The organism is Paenibacillus sp. LjRoot56, assembly GCF_964253335.1.
Taxonomy (GTDB): Bacteria; Bacillota; Bacilli; order Paenibacillales; family NBRC-103111; genus Paenibacillus_E; species Paenibacillus_E allorhizoplanae.
Genome location: NZ_CAXURV020000002.1, coordinates 626,377 through 641,141, shown reverse-complemented (window position 1 = coordinate 641,141; position 14,765 = coordinate 626,377). Strand labels below are relative to the sequence as shown.

15 protein-coding genes are annotated in these 14,765 nt (G+C 38.0%); 1 reads left to right on the top strand and 14 read right to left on the bottom strand.

The genetic code is table 11. The features are described 5' to 3' along the window. Positions 1-121: 121 nt before the first annotated feature. The 6 genes from ACSQ8O_RS15350 to ACSQ8O_RS15325 form a co-directional block, all read right to left on the bottom strand. A complete protein-coding gene (locus ACSQ8O_RS15350; RefSeq protein WP_436242946.1) occupies positions 122-292 on the bottom strand; it encodes a tyrosine-type recombinase/integrase in 171 nt (56 codons plus the stop codon). An 8-nt stretch (positions 293-300) separates the two neighbouring features. Further along, positions 301-687 carry a tyrosine-type recombinase/integrase gene (locus tag ACSQ8O_RS15345; protein WP_436242945.1) on the bottom strand — a complete coding sequence of 129 codons (387 nt, stop codon included), beginning with the start codon at positions 685-687 and terminating at the stop codon, positions 301-303. 316 nt (positions 688-1,003) lie between these two features. Then, positions 1,004-1,864 carry an FRG domain-containing protein gene (locus tag ACSQ8O_RS15340; protein ID WP_436242404.1) on the bottom strand — a complete coding sequence of 287 codons (861 nt, stop codon included), beginning with the start codon at positions 1,862-1,864 and terminating at the stop codon, positions 1,004-1,006. 25 nt (positions 1,865-1,889) lie between these two features. Continuing rightward, positions 1,890-2,753: an IS3 family transposase gene (locus ACSQ8O_RS15335; RefSeq protein WP_436241980.1), complete on the bottom strand. Its 864-nt coding sequence runs from the start codon at positions 2,751-2,753 to the stop codon at positions 1,890-1,892. A gap of 11 nt (positions 2,754-2,764) precedes the next feature. Continuing rightward, entirely contained in the window at positions 2,765-3,091 is a 327-nt protein-coding gene (locus ACSQ8O_RS15330) for a transposase (RefSeq protein WP_436241574.1), read from the bottom strand. Between the two features lie 138 nt (positions 3,092-3,229). Continuing rightward, a complete protein-coding gene (locus ACSQ8O_RS15325; RefSeq protein WP_436242403.1) occupies positions 3,230-3,634 on the bottom strand; it encodes a DUF6979 family protein in 405 nt (134 codons plus the stop codon). Between the two features lie 106 nt (positions 3,635-3,740). Between ACSQ8O_RS15325 and ACSQ8O_RS15320 the strand changes: the two genes are divergently transcribed. After that, on the top strand, positions 3,741-4,871 hold the full coding sequence (locus ACSQ8O_RS15320; protein ID WP_436242402.1) for an SIR2 family protein: 1,131 nt from the start codon (positions 3,741-3,743) through the stop codon (positions 4,869-4,871). Between the two features lie 497 nt (positions 4,872-5,368). Here the strand turns inward: ACSQ8O_RS15320 and ACSQ8O_RS15315 are convergent, their stop codons facing one another. The 8 genes from ACSQ8O_RS15315 to ACSQ8O_RS15280 form a co-directional block, all read right to left on the bottom strand. Continuing rightward, positions 5,369-6,451 (bottom strand): DNA sulfur modification protein DndB, encoded by a 1,083-nt coding sequence (locus tag ACSQ8O_RS15315; protein WP_436242401.1) that lies wholly within the window; start codon positions 6,449-6,451, stop codon positions 5,369-5,371. Positions 6,452-6,828: 377 nt separating this feature from the next. After that, positions 6,829-8,766, bottom strand: coding sequence for a DEAD/DEAH box helicase family protein (locus tag ACSQ8O_RS15310; protein WP_436242400.1), 1,938 nt, complete (start codon positions 8,764-8,766; stop codon positions 6,829-6,831). A gap of 55 nt (positions 8,767-8,821) precedes the next feature. Beyond that, positions 8,822-9,241, bottom strand: coding sequence for a hypothetical protein (locus tag ACSQ8O_RS15305; protein WP_436242399.1), 420 nt, complete (start codon positions 9,239-9,241; stop codon positions 8,822-8,824). Positions 9,242-9,327: 86 nt separating this feature from the next. After that, entirely contained in the window at positions 9,328-10,023 is a 696-nt protein-coding gene (locus ACSQ8O_RS15300) for a helix-turn-helix domain-containing protein (RefSeq protein ID WP_436242398.1), read from the bottom strand. A 153-nt stretch (positions 10,024-10,176) separates the two neighbouring features. Beyond that, positions 10,177-10,437: a hypothetical protein gene (locus ACSQ8O_RS15295; protein WP_436242397.1), complete on the bottom strand. Its 261-nt coding sequence runs from the start codon at positions 10,435-10,437 to the stop codon at positions 10,177-10,179. Between the two features lie 204 nt (positions 10,438-10,641). Then, a complete protein-coding gene (locus tag ACSQ8O_RS15290; protein WP_436242396.1) occupies positions 10,642-11,553 on the bottom strand; it encodes a tyrosine-type recombinase/integrase in 912 nt (303 codons plus the stop codon). A gap of 233 nt (positions 11,554-11,786) precedes the next feature. Continuing rightward, complete coding sequence (locus ACSQ8O_RS15285; RefSeq protein WP_056613021.1) at positions 11,787-12,497, bottom strand: YebC/PmpR family DNA-binding transcriptional regulator; 711 nt, start codon at positions 12,495-12,497, stop codon at positions 11,787-11,789. A gap of 176 nt (positions 12,498-12,673) precedes the next feature. Next, entirely contained in the window at positions 12,674-14,623 is a 1,950-nt protein-coding gene (locus ACSQ8O_RS15280) for a hypothetical protein (RefSeq protein ID WP_436242395.1), read from the bottom strand. Between the last annotated feature and the right edge of the window lie 142 nt (positions 14,624-14,765).

Here is a 14,765-nt window from a genome sequence, read left to right as displayed (position 1 = left end):
CTGGTTACTGGAGTGCATACCCCCTCAGGCGAAAAACCCAATATCTATATGATTTTAACTAGCCCCCCTGTTACCTTATAGAACAAGGAAAAGCACCCTACATTAGGATGCTTGGTCATTATTACAAATTCAAATTGATAATCACATTATCCATATCGTCTTGTAAAATACCAATATATCTCAACGTCACAGATGGAGATGAATGATTAAATATCTGTTGAAGCAATACAATATCTGTTCCTGCTTTATAAGCAAAGTAGCCAAACGTCTTACGAAGTGTATGTGTTCCAATGTTATCCTCTACGCCAACATATCTTGCTGCGTCATTGATGATGTTATAAGCTTCTGACGAGATAAAGCTTTACTCTCACCTTTGTTAGTCTTCCTTGAAGCAAACAGCGGTCTGTCTGCTCTGCCGCTGTAGCCCTTAAGATATTCGCTAATTGCTTTTTGCACATTCTCCGCAAATACAAATCTCTTGAACTTGTTCGTCTTCTTCTCACGTAATTCATAATAAGACTTAGGTTTACCTTTGGAGTCAAGCACATCCTCAACTTTCATAAGTAAAATGTCGCTAATTCTCAAACCGCAATTTATTCCTAATACGAACATCAATAAATCACGCTTGTTATCCGACATAACTTTCTTCATGGCATCAATCTTTCGCTTCTCACGTAAAGGTTGCACTAACTCCAAAGCTACCATCTCCTTATTTGTCATAAGCCCAGCAGCAGCTTACTATATGTCAAATAGGTTTGTCCAGCCTGGATATTATTAAATAAAAAAGGCTTGAAACCCTTGATACACTTGGGTTTAAGCCGTTTTCCGAACTTGTCACAATTTAGTTTTGTCAAATTCGTTTTAAGACAATATTCAGAACTTGATTTTGATACGAATTTTGTACCGCACACTGAGCTAAATATATGCTTTGATGCATCGGTGCGATAGTTCTTAATAACATTCGTTTTTGGTTACATCTTTAACTACCTACTCTCGATCAAAACTAATATATCCTTTTTAAATTACTAGCTTTGTCAAAAAGATGTAACTTGAACGAGCGGCAAAACCCTTCTATTCCTGGGAATAATGAATCAGGGATAATGTTCATCATCCTTAAATTCCTAATGCACTCAATTATCATAGAACTTTTGAAAATAAATTTATATGCCACTATTTCACCTGTGTCGCAATTACCATCATTTATATCATACTGTGATAATAAAAAATCAAATGTTCTGTAATTTGAACTAGGCACTAAAAATAAACCTTGTTGGCGTACTATTCTCTCATTACTAATTTGTGGCTCATAAGGATAAACAAAGTAATCAGTACTCTTCATAGCAAATAGTTTCTCTAATAATTCCTCCTTTTCACCTATAACCTCTATATTTTTTTTCTTTATGTATTCAATATTAAGAGCGTACAAAACAAAATCTTCTTTTGTATTTTCAACACCAAAAAACAACCCTATGTACGGAGAAAACGTCCAATCAAGCAATCTAGTAGGTGCGCCATAATGCTGCATTAGCGATAACCATTCTAATCTATTAAAAATGTATTCATTATTTGGAGAATCTTGTAGTATTTTTATAAAATCAAGATGATTATCTGGGTTTAAGTTGAAGTACAGATGCGCCTGTGATTTAAACATTCGTATTAGTTCATTTTCATACCTATTCTTCTTCTTCTGCCATTCTAGCCCATTATTTTGATACAAATCCTTTGCCCTTTCTAACTCTCTAAACAGGCTTGATGTCAGGTTCCAATTACTTGATCCTTGACCTCTAAATATCCAAGTCTTTGCTGTAAATGCATTAATGAATTTATAAAATTCAAACCAATCATCAATTTGGACCTCTGTCAAGAAAGTAGACACCTACTAAGAGAAATTAACTAACGCTTTTGTAATATAGTTCTTCAAATCGATCAGGCGAGACATAGCCCAAAGAACCATGGATTCTTTTACGGTTGTAAAAGAGTTCAATGTACTCGAACATGTCCTGTTGAGCCTGTGCCTTTGTCCAAAATTTCGTACAGTAAACAAACTCCTTCTTTAATACGCTGTGGAAGGATTCGATGCAGGCATTATCGTAGCAGTTGCCTTTTCGGCTCATACTTGCTTTCATTTTGTAGGTTTCAAGTCTTTCGCGGTAATCTTCCGAGGCATATTGTGAGCCTCGATCTGAGTGATGCACAAGCCCTACTGGGGGTTGCTGCGCCACATAAGCTTGGTCTAGTGCAGCCAGGACTAACTCTGTTGTCATGCGGTCTCCGAGCTTCCAACCTACAATTTTGCGCGTGTAAAGATCTAAAACACTAGCTAAATACAACCGGCCTTCACGGCACGGAATATAGGTAATGTCAGTGACCCAGACTTTGTTAGGTGCGGTTGTTTGAAAATTTTGATTTAGCAAGTTAGGTGCAATCGGTGAATCGTGGTTTGAATCCGTCGTGTTCACTCGAAACTTCTTAGAAACGCAGGAACGAAGCCCATTGGCTTTCATTAGTGAACCAACTAGTCGTTCAGATACCGTCCAGCCTTCACGCACGAGTGTCTCTGTGATTTTAGGGCTGCCATACCTACCAAAATGGTCATGAAATATGAACGTGATTCGAGCTAAGAGCGCAGTTCTGCGCTTCTGGTAGCTATTCACCGCCTCTTTTCCAAGTAACCATTTATAGTAACCGCTCCGGGAAACCTCAAGCGTTTGACACATCTTCTCCATTGAAAATTCGGAACGATGCTTTTCAATGAACTGGAACCTTAGTTCTTTGGTTTGCTGAAGATGTGTACGGCCTTTTTTACGATCGCAAGTTCTTCTTGAGCATCTGCAATGAGGCGATCTTTATCTGCAAGTTCGCGGTCTTTCTCTTTCAAAAGCTGTTCTAACTGGCGGAGTCTTTCTGGTGTTGCAATGGATTCACTTTCAAACTGTCTATATTTCGCTACCCATTGGTGCAGGGTTCCTGCCGGAATGTTCAATTCCTCGGCTATCTGCGTTACCGACTTCGTTTGTTCTTGAATAAATTTTACCGTCTGTTGTTTAAATTCATCATTATACCGTTGCCGCTGTTCACCCAAAATGAACACCTCCTGATAAGATTATTATCCTCATCTCTTAACAAGGTGTCTACTTTTTATTCTAGTTCCAATTTCTTGAACTTTCCACATTTATTTCACACCTTTTTCTATTTAAGATTGCGTTAAGAAAACTAATTCCACATATAATTACAAATTGATTGAATTTAACATCCCCTTTCCCCACAAAGCAAGCACTACATTCATTTGATAATTATGAGACATAACCTTCCCATCCATAACAGCTTCCCATAACACTTTCATATCCTCAGCTAATGCTTGATTCACTCTAAGCAACTCCACAGCCTTGATTGCATACCCCTTGTTCTTTTGTGAATTGCTTCTATGTGTATAGCTTCCTTTCGGAATACCCTTCACCAATCCTGCTTCACACAATCCAAGAAAAGCGTTCTTAGGACACCCCTTTTTCTGTCCCCAAGAAACTTCCCCAAAAATTTCCGTTGTAGCTATGTTCCAAGCGTCCAAAGGTGTTGAAGCTTGTTTGGTTTCGATTAATTTAGTTGCTATTAAAGCTGCCTGTCCATACTTGTTCATATAACCCCCAGCAACAACTTTTTAGTAAATAAATCCCATGTAAATAACCTTTTTAGTTATAATAGGTATATTGTACCATAATTTCTTAAATGAGGGTTGTGTTCTTATGTCAAAAGTTGTAGTCCTAACTGGGAATGGTTTGTCTGTTGCACTTAATCGTGACTTCTCCTTGCCTAACATCACTAGAAGATTCCAGAATCGTTTATCAGACGAGCATAGAGCTTTCATCGAACATCACATGGGTGGTCAATACAACCAAATTGATTTTGAGGAAAGTATTGCAAGCATCGAACAATCATATGATGCTCTACAAAATTACTATAATTTCTTATCAAATGGGGTTCATGGAGAACGTTTCATGCAATCATATGGATTAGAAGCAACTCCTTTAATGAGACATGTTAACGCTATTAAAGAAATTATCCATGAATACACCGCTTCAATCTTGGATCTAATAGATGGTCATGTTCATCATACAGAGATTGAAGAACACCTATCAGGATTTGTTTCATGGTTAAATGCCACACTTCGGAGAGAAGAGACTGAGGTTGATCTATTCACACTTAATTTTGACCTTCTATTGGAAACTATCTTACTTGAAGAGGTAGGTACAGAAGGATTCATGGATTTCCACCACAGAGGAAGACGCTGGGATGCTATAGATAATAATTTCCGTTTCAATTTCAACCCTGACTTGTCTAAGCAAATTGCTGGGAATAGAAAAATAAGACTGCATCATTTACATGGTTCCTTATCATCTTTTAAAAACGTTATTGATGGCAAACTTTTCAAAGTAAAAACGGAAGACTTAAGAGACTTTGAACTTTACGATAGAATATTCGATCTTGACTTAATTCCTTCAATTGTAACAGGTGGAGGTAAAAGCATAAAAATTCAGCATTCACCCTTCAACTTCTATTACAATGAATTTAAAAAGAAAATGTACATCGAAGATCAGCTTTGTGACGAACTCTATATTGTTGGTTATAGCTTTAGAGACGACCATATTAACAAAGCGATTGCTGAAAGGTTAAAACTAGCTAGGAACAGTACCAGTCCTCGCCCACTCAATATTGTCATAGTAGATTTTGCAGCAACACAAGCACAGAAAGATGAATTTATTGAACGAGTGAATACCGTTTTGGAATTAGGTCCAAGAACACGTGGAAGATTTGTAGTGAATGATACAAGGATTATATTTGATGGAGCCAACGGCATACGTCATTTATTGAATTAATATATCTAAAGCCCAATTAGACAATTTTTGTCCAATTGGGCTTTTTGCTTTGTTTAATAAGATTTATTCCAACAGGTTACGTAGTTTAACAGTCCCACTATCGTATCGTCAGATGTATCGTCAAAACATAGGATACTTCTTCACTTCCACCGCTAACAATGACGCTCAGATTAAAGTTATTGCTTTACGATGATATATGCTAAATTATAAGGGTTTTCACTGGTATAGTATGAGTTGGGAATATTATGTGAGGAATTTTCTTCATCGTACATTGTAACAAGCAGCACTGGGAAGTAATCAACATACCATACCAGCTATTAAGTAATAATGTAAGCTCAATGTCCAGTCACAGGACGGAAATTCGAACAGTTTTACTTATGTCTCCACTAAACACCAAAATACTAGAAAGCTTTCAAATTTGAAAATAAATTTAGTATGTTACTAGTTTCGAAACAGTAAAAAGTGAATACCTTAATTTCAAGGTATTCATCTTTGAATTATGCTACTACTTGGCTATTGTTGACAAGGTACTCGATAAGCACATTACATATGCCATTAACTCCAGCACCTGTACCACTAAAGATAAGTTTATTTTTGTTAGAATCGTAATGTCCGCCTGCACCATCCCAAATAGGATTCTGCGGACTCCAGTTAATCTCTTCTAACCGAGCGATGTGTTCTGATATATTAAGGTTATTTTTCTTCAAATGGTTGATGAACTTACCAATACCTTGTATAGTTGCCGCTGTGCCTAAGATGTACTTTGTTCTGTCATTACAATCAGTTGGTAATGCTTCGAATATCTCATTAAGAATTTGTGATACTTCCTCTTTTCTTGTTTCATAAATTTCTGGATTTTCCAACGAATTGCCTTTATCCTTTCCGTCGTTACCTACGATTATATATGCGATGGTATTTCGCAGGGTAGACAACACCATTAGCTCTTCATGTTTTTCATTAAGAATTGTTCGTTCAGTATCTACCCCAAATTGCTCCAAATAGTCGTTTTCGTCTTTGAGTTCTCTTGCCATGAGGTTATACAAATCGCTACTGTCGTATTTAAGGGATACTGACTTTGGTGGTTTGCTAGCTAACAAATTTAAATCATGGAAAAGTTGTTGTTCATGAACCTCATCCATATCATCAAAAATGACTACTGATATACACATCTTCTCAAGATATTCAAGCTTTTCCTTAATTGCCTTCTTTGATTCTTTATCTCTAGTTTCAATCAGTTCCTTGCGGACAGTATTCAAAGCCATTTTTATACCTTCGAATCGATGTTGACCGTCATTTACACTTAATTTATCACCGTAATCAAGAAGCAATTGATTACTGGTCGAATCATATTCGATAATTCCACGTGTAGTTGCTGTAATAGCGCTTAAGAAACAGAAATTCCTTTTATTAAGTCCTTTTAGAATATAGTCTGATATTTTCTTTGCACGTGGTTTGTTCAATTTTCGTTGGACTTCAGGATATACCGAAAGAATATCTTCTACAACCTTAAATGGCATTGCAGTAGTGTACATCCTTCTTCCGAATTGGTTACCTGTCGAACCTGGAAAGTGTACTTTCATAGACCATCGCTCCCTTTTTAGCTGAATAGTAATAGATATTAACGTATTTCTTCGTTTAGAACACTGAATGGAAACAATTATTGAATTAAAAGTGCTAAAAACGTGAATATCCTATCGTAGCCGAATGTAGCGGTGCAGAGTAATGGCTATGTCTCATTATAAAGTAAACAAACCAAGCCCTATTCGGGCTTGGGGCTACCGCAACAATTGCTTCGCAATTGTCTTGGTTAAACGAAAATGCTTCGCTATTTTCGTTATAATTTGCGTTCGCTAACGTTCTCTCTTACATTTACGTCGAGCAGAAGGAGATATAGAGCGATCAGGTGGGGTGAGTTTTCTCTGATAATATCAATCACTACCCACCTACCTCATTCGATTCATAACTTCGAACCAAACCGTGTATCCCATTCGGATTCAGTCAATTTAAAACTTTTCCATATTTTTTCATTTTTTATTTCTTCGACGATCTCAACACCATTAGAGTTAAATATTTCATGTATTACTTGCTTGTTAAAATCGCTAGTGTAGTTATTCTTAAACCAATTTTTTATATCCCCCTTTGGGGTAATTGCTCCTGCTGTGAAAGTTGGATTTTCAAAATTGTTAGATCTTTCAGTACAATACTTCAATATTAATTGAGAGTATCTTTCGCTCTTTTCTCTAATATTGTACTTATCATCCACCAACCCAAGTTTAAAGTTGGCATCAGTTAAGTCGAGTGAAATTTTCAGCAATTCTTTCATCCATTCCAACATGTGAGTGTAAATTACAATATTGATTTGAGTATTTTTATTCATTTTTCGAAGTTCACATCTGTGGATGATTTGAAATAGCTCTGCCTTAAATACTTGTTTATATATCACTTCAACAAAGACATGTTTAAACCAACCGTCATTAGATTCATCTTCGTTATTCTTTACTAAACGATCATTCATTGTTAGATCAATGTTTGCCCCATACAAGCCAATACATATTAACTTGTAATAGTTTGGATGCTTTATTGGGAGATTCAATAACGCTAGTCCTCTGTAATCTTTAAAAGCGTTCTTCCCTTTTGTATTCAATAGATTGATTGGCGAAGTTTCAGAATCTCCCTCATTTTCTAAATAAAACTCCGTTTGCTCTGCTGTAATTGCTTTCTTTTGAATGTATATTTTAATATCACCTTTATTACAGAGAGGAAAGATGCTCATATTTAGCCTTTCACGCATTGCTATTATGTCACTAGCGACTTTGCTATGAACATCTGCTTTAACAGATTGTCTTGCACTTTTAGTTGTGTTAATGTTCCTCAGGTGAATTACCAAGCGATTCAAGTAGTCATGGTTGTTTGGTACATCTTTCATTGTGTAGACTTGTGGATATATCTCTCTAGTCCAATGACTTGTCCCATCCAAAATCAAGATGTTACCCATAAAATGATAGTGAATCATACTAGAACACAAAATGCTAACACCATTTCGTTGCCTGTCGATTGCCCCTATTCCTGCTTCATTTAATAATCGTTGAAACCATTTGTATTGACGTGATGCTTCATAGTCCGCTGAGTTTGGCTTAATTTTCAAGATAATGCTTTTAAATCTCTCTTTAGACTCTGCTCCAGTAATTCCCTTTATCAGTGGCAAGTTAGTTGTTCTATTACCTTCACTTTCTAGCATTTCTAGTGATAAAAGCATCATTATCATGGTTCTTGCAAATTGCTTTTCACTAGCAGTTATTGCGCTACTTTCCGTTAAAATATCGAACCAATCCACGCTGTTATTGTTGCTTGAAATATCGAATACCGCTGTATCAAACAGTTCAGGCATTTCATCAACTATGATTAAACGTTTCCAAGGTATATCTTTATTGCGACTATACGACTCATATTTTGACCATTCACCGTATTTTAGTGTTAAATCCCTGAATCGTTGTTGTGTTATACAAATAAACTGGTATTCGCTAAGTGAGTCAATGACGAAACCAACATTGTCTGAATCAACATATTGTATGACACGACTCAATTCTTTTTCTTCTGAATAAGTGATAATTTCAGTGTAAATCTCTTGCATTAAACTCAATTCGTTAAAAACAAGTAATAGCGGAGTCCTTTTATTTGAATTTATCATGTGCTTTAACAACACCTTCAGAGCAGTTGTCTTTCCACTTCCCATAACTGCATTGCATACCCAAGCGATGGTATCTTCCGTTTGCGCTTCGCCCTCTACAACAAATTCAAACAATACCTTTGTAATGCTTTTAAAAGCTTCTATATTGAGGTTTTCAATATGTTGCTCTGTGAGATATGTGGGTATCATTGTATCTATGTTTGCCATATTTTAATCCTCCTAAAATTCAATAGAAAAAGGGCTACCTTTAGCCCTTCTAAGATCATATTGCTCTATTACTTGCCTTATAAAAAGTCACATTCCTAACACCATCTGTCTCGTTATCATACTCGTAGTCAAATTCAACTGGAATAGCGAAACTTTCATACTTTTCGTTAAGAGATGAAAATATTTCCTCAACTATGTTGCTTTCAAGCATACGAGAAAAGATATTGTTTATCTTTGCGCTTAATACGTTCTTATCATATTTCACTGATACCAATTCAGATTCCAACTTACTTTTCTCTCTTTCAAAGCGGAGTAACATTTCCTTTGTATAGGATACATCTAGCTTTTCTCCAAGTCCTTTAAGTTCTACTAAGAGTGCATTAATTAAAAATTGATAATCATTGACCTGTTTGTTGAGTGATCTTTCCTTCTGTCTGAGTTGGGTATATGTATGCTTCATTTCAATAGGTGTCATGTTATATGTAATCTCCATTGTCATTTAATTTTTTATTTGTTTAATCTCCAAAGGAGGACAATAAGCCCTCCTTCTTTTGCCTTAACTTAAATTACATTGTGCTTATTAAGTACTTCTTTCAAGTCGCTATAAAACGCCAATAGCTTTTCATTTGGAATTACTTCTTGTTCTCCCCATCTACTCTGATCAATACCATCGTAATTGAGTAAGTAATTTATTATTAGATCAACAGCCGCTATATCCTTAACTTGAAATTTTGATAAGAAGTCCATGAAGTTATTAAGCTTACCCACAATGAAATCTTCTGCGTTCTTGTCCCTAAAAAGTTCAGCTCTCCGTTGACTGTCCAAAGCCCAAACTTGTTCCATCAAGGAGGTAAGTCTATCTTGGTAAGAATTTACTTTGATTGTTTTGTTAAGTTCCTTATAGAGATGTTCCAATCTTTCATCGTAGATATTAATTTTCGCATCAATTATTAATGTATCATCGTCATCTAAAGCACCCACTGTAAATTCTTCTTCCTCTTGACGTTCCTCATATTTCAACACTTTCTCAATGTAATAAATTTGGATTCTTAGTTCATCAACGTAAGTCAGCTCTCTTTGAAAATAGTCTGGTGAAAGACCATTAAAGATTTTGGATAGTTCATGTAAATATTTAGTAGGAATCTCCCTTGTACCCTTTAACCAAGCACTAATGTTTGGGGCTGAAAGGTTTAACATTTCAGCCAAATCTTTTTGTTCCATATTAAATACCTTGCCAACGTATTCTAATCCGATCATTTATATCACTCACTTTCTCTTTTATATTTATACATTCATATTATATTAATTATTGTTCATTGTAAATATATTTGTTTAATTTTGTTTAATAATTAACATAATAATGTTTTCATCAAAAAGAAAAAGGCTTTTCAGCCCCTATCTTTAAAAATTCTATTCCATTAGATTTTCCTTCAATACCCCAAGTCTTGCAGTCAGAATCATATTCTCAGCTTCAATTTTCATATCGTAAAGCTGCATAATGATTCTTTCTGTTGTTTCAATGTGGAAATCATCCTCTGCTCCAATTCGATTTCCCATCTCAAATATTGCTTCTATTATCAAGTCACAAGTTGCGAATATACTGATGTTTTCGTTCTGGATGTTGGCTAGATCGTTGAGGTTTGGTTGGTTATCGTTTGAATGGGTTGTCATTTGGGTGAGTACTCCTTTGGAATGGGGCTAGGATAACGTCACGTTCTATTCTGAGTGCGCTAATTTCGTTCCTGATCGCTTCTCTACGTTGTTTGGTAGTTTGGGGTTGACTATGCTCTAAAGCGAATTTCACGTGATTCCTGGCGATTTGGATAAGACGTTCGGATGTGGCATCGTCAAGCATCTGATCGGATAGGGAATTTTTCATAGATTCATTAAGGGGCTAGTTGTTCTAGCTAACTCAATTATTTTGTCGTCATTTATGGATTGTAGATAACGATTTGTGATTAAAGTTGATTCATGTCCTAATAATCGACTTAAACTATAAATATCCAGACCTAATCTTAATTGTTTCTGTGCATAATAGTGTCTTAAAGTGTGTGGACTACAACGTATGTGTTTTCTAACCTTTGCTTCGACACCTGCCCTTTTAACAACAATTTCAACTGCACCATTAGTCAAGACCTTTCCGTTCTGGGACAAAAAGTAATTTGAATCAGTTAGCATCTTGTCTTTAAAATACATTTCTTTCATTCGCTCATACTTTATCATGTATTTCTTGAGGTAAGGTGATATATATAAGTTTCTCTCTTTGTTTCCTTTTCCATTTATCTTAATAACACTTTCTCTAACATCCAAGCATGTAAGGGAACATAACTCAAGATTTCTAATTCCAAGATCAACGAAACACATCAAAATCAGTTTATTTCTCAGCTCTAAGTAGTAATCCCCTTTATACACGCTGATCATCTTTTTAACTTCATCATCTTCAAAGGTCTGAATCAAAATCTTTGGTTCTTTCAACCACTTTAACCCAATGACTGGACTTTTCTTTTCAGCAATATAACCTTCCTCAATGCAAAAACGAATAAAAGAACGTATGTTTTTTTGGATGCCATTGATATAGGTTTCTGATAGTCCCTTTTTCTTTAAATTCATCAGATATGCCTTGATATGGCTTGTAGATACCTCTTCAATCTCATTAATGTTAAATTCGTTTTTTAGAAAGTTCAATACAGCTAAGTTGTTGTTTTTATAACCTTTTTTTGTTCGAACAGAATAATTTTTAATGTCCAAATCGAAAAGAAATTCTTTGAAAATGTCTTCTAGCAACATAAAAAAACTCACTCCTTATATGGTATTATTCCATACAAATAGTGAGCGAATCATATGCTAATCGTGTCGTTACAACAATATATGTACATCACCGTATTTCCCAGTAAATTTCTGCATGTATACCATCGCTGAACTAGAAAATCGGTAAATATCACACATTTTGAACAGACTACCGCTAAAGCAAAATGAGCATAAACGTTGATAAATCAAGCTTCATCAAGGTGGGCTACAGCCTATTCCACGTTATGATACACTTGTTGAACATCCTCTAAATCTTCCAAAGCGTCAATCATTTTATCAAATTGTACTTGTGCGTCATCGGATAACGTAACGTTGTTTTGAGCAATCATCGTCAACTCAGCAACTGCGAAATCCGTGATGCCCGCCTTTTTGAGCGCCTCTTGAACGGCGTGGAACTCCTCGGGCTCTGCATACACCATAACCATGTCTTCTTCTTCAAGAAGATCACGAACATTTACGTCCGCTTCCATCAGAATCTCCATGATCTCATCAATGCTTTTATCTTCAATACCGATCGCCGCTGTCGCATCGAACATGTAAGCAACAGAACCCGTTACACCCATGTTACCACCATTTTTACTAAATGCGGCACGAACGCTTGACGCGGTACGGTTTACATTATTCGTTAGCGTGTCCACAATAACCATGGAACCATTCGGCCCAAAGCCTTCATAACGAAGCTCTTCATAGATTTCATCGGAGCTGCCTTTGGCTTTATTGATGGCACGATCAATGATCGCTTTCGGTACATTGTACGTTTTGGCGCGTTCAAGAACAACTTTCAACGCACGGTTTGATTCCGGGTCTGGTTCACCTTTACGTGCTGCTACATAAATTTCGAGGCCGAACTTCGCGTACACGCGACTCGTACTTGCATCATTCGAAGCTTTCTTCTCTTTTATGTTATTCCATTTACGTCCCACTATGGATCCCACTTTCTATTATGATGTCATTCCCTATCATAACCTATTTTCATGCGAAATTAAAATATTTCCATAGGTTCTGATGATTTTGTCATTATAGATAATACCAAACTTCGAGCGGTGTAGGGAAGATTTTAAACGATTTTTATTTGAAGTGACCCTTCGGCTTTCCTTTTTTACCGCAGATGAATTGTTATCGAGCCATCTTGATCCCATAGATAAGTTTCCTGCTTTTCGGGTGTCACACATGTTATTAATACCCCTTCGTCACCACGGGTAACGACTAGATCGAAACAAGAATCGAACGCTCGGATTGAACGAAGCGCCATCGTGTCCCAGTGTTCAGGCATTCGAGGCGAACAGGAAAAGGTACGAAGACCCGTGGGCACGATACCGAATAAGCCCTCGACAATGACTCGTGCGTAAAGCGCGCTTTCCGCAGAGAGATGCCGCCCATTACCTTCGGGAAATGCTTCAACCGCATAGGGAACATGTTCGCCAAGCAATCTATTTCGCGAATATTCGAGCAGATGTGTGATCCCCAGCTCTATTTCGCCCGCATAGAGAATGCCCCGAAGTGCATACAATGTGGAGCGATCCCAGTAAGTAGTTTCCCCCGCCTGCGTGACAAGTCCGCCGTTTACCCACAATCGCGAAGAGAATAAGGCTGCAATCGTCTGTTCCTTGCGATCTAAGATATTCATTGTCAGAGGTACACAAATCCACGAACGCAGAATGTCGTTTCCTTCATAATAGCGATAGGTCTCGTATCCTTCAATAGTTGCGCCAAAATGGGATTCAATCGCTTGTCGCAGTTCAGCCGCCTCTTCCTCTAAGCATGGAGCTTGATCCGCTTTCCCGACTGCTCGCGCAAGGTGAGCGGACGAAAGAAGAGCACCGTACGCAAGTGACGAAGTGAACAGATTGGCGTCACCGCTAGGAAAGCGATTCTCCAGTTCATCCGAATCTGATGCGACTACACCAGCTTGGGTTCGTTTCCGCCGGCAATAGGCCAAACACCATTCGATAGCTGGCCATAGCTCCTCGGCTAATCTTTGGCTGCCGCTCGCCAGTGCAAACCGCGCCGCACCATAGGCGTACATCGCCGCATCCCCTCGATCTCCCGCCCCCTCCCAAATATCTACGCCTTCGGCGATGATAGAGGATGGTATGGGATGGAAGTCAGGTCCCATGAACGGCATATAAAGTCGATAGGCATTCAAGGATGCCTCCATTGTATCTTGCTCGCCTAAAAAAGGGAAAAATGGACCCGCATATTCCGCCTGATCGTTCGTCCATACGGCCGCGTAGTAGGATCCGCCACCGGGACAGTGCATGAAACCGCACTTGGTGCGAAAAATACTCTCCGCCGCACGGATTTTGGCCAAATCAAACATCCGGTTCAAATGAGGCTCTGGCGTTTCAAGCTGCAATGACGAACCGATCTCCTTCAAGAATTCCCGCCGCTTCCTTTCCTCGTATAACACGTCGAGACTTTCATAGGTTCCCTGCAATGTCGAAGCACAGATCCAACTCTTGAATTCCAGCGTCTCACCTGCTCTCAGCTCCACGATTGATGGCGCATCATGTCCTGCTTCCACCTTATATACCCCTTTGGTACCTCTTCGATAGTATACACGTGCTATCCGCCCAATTTCGAGCTGCACAGAGTCCTCCGTCATGTTCTGAACTTGAACGCGTTCAAGCGCATACGGTTTATCTCTCGCCGGAAATACAGTTCTACGAACCAGAACGCCTTGATCGGAAACAGAAGCCATATGCAGAATCCCGTCGAATGTAATTTTGAATAGTTTTTCTTGGACAAGTTGACCCCCAACACGCATACTCGGCATAAGCTCCTGTCCAAATACCTCCATTAAACTAGCATGCGTATCATTCGGAATCGTACGCAAGCCTGGCCATACGACTTTGCGCTTTAAAATAACGCAACCTTCCGAATCTATACCGTACATCACGATGAGGGAAATCTCTTTCCCACTCATTTCGACATGATCCTGGTGGGCAAGATGTCCGAGATGAATGTCCCAGACGATTCCTGCTCCTTCACCTAAATGCCAGCGTATATTTGCCTCTGAGGAGGACTCATTTGAATCCGTTGTTCGCATCGTTTCTCGCCCCTTTCTGGTCTATTTATCCTTACTTCATGCGGATAACTTCTATGACAACTTGACTGCCAAGAGGCGATGATCATTGGTCTTAAAAATTAAAAAAAACGTTCCCTGGTAAAATACCAAGGAACGGTCGTTA

Coding starts and splice junctions, on each gene's coding strand:
- ACSQ8O_RS15325 (WP_436242403.1), bottom strand. CDS start 3,634: ATGAACAAGTATGGACAGGCAGCTTTAATAGCAACTAAATTAATCGAA.
- ACSQ8O_RS15320 (WP_436242402.1), top strand. CDS start 3,741: ATGTCAAAAGTTGTAGTCCTAACTGGGAATGGTTTGTCTGTTGCACTT.
- ACSQ8O_RS15315 (WP_436242401.1), bottom strand. CDS start 6,451: ATGAAAGTACACTTTCCAGGTTCGACAGGTAACCAATTCGGAAGAAGG.
- ACSQ8O_RS15310 (WP_436242400.1), bottom strand. CDS start 8,766: ATGGCAAACATAGATACAATGATACCCACATATCTCACAGAGCAACAT.
- ACSQ8O_RS15305 (WP_436242399.1), bottom strand. CDS start 9,241: ATGACACCTATTGAAATGAAGCATACATATACCCAACTCAGACAGAAG.
- ACSQ8O_RS15300 (WP_436242398.1), bottom strand. CDS start 10,023: ATGATCGGATTAGAATACGTTGGCAAGGTATTTAATATGGAACAAAAA.
- ACSQ8O_RS15295 (WP_436242397.1), bottom strand. CDS start 10,437: ATGACAACCCATTCAAACGATAACCAACCAAACCTCAACGATCTAGCC.
- ACSQ8O_RS15290 (WP_436242396.1), bottom strand. CDS start 11,553: ATGTTGCTAGAAGACATTTTCAAAGAATTTCTTTTCGATTTGGACATT.
- ACSQ8O_RS15280 (WP_436242395.1), bottom strand. CDS start 14,623: ATGCGAACAACGGATTCAAATGAGTCCTCCTCAGAGGCAAATATACGC.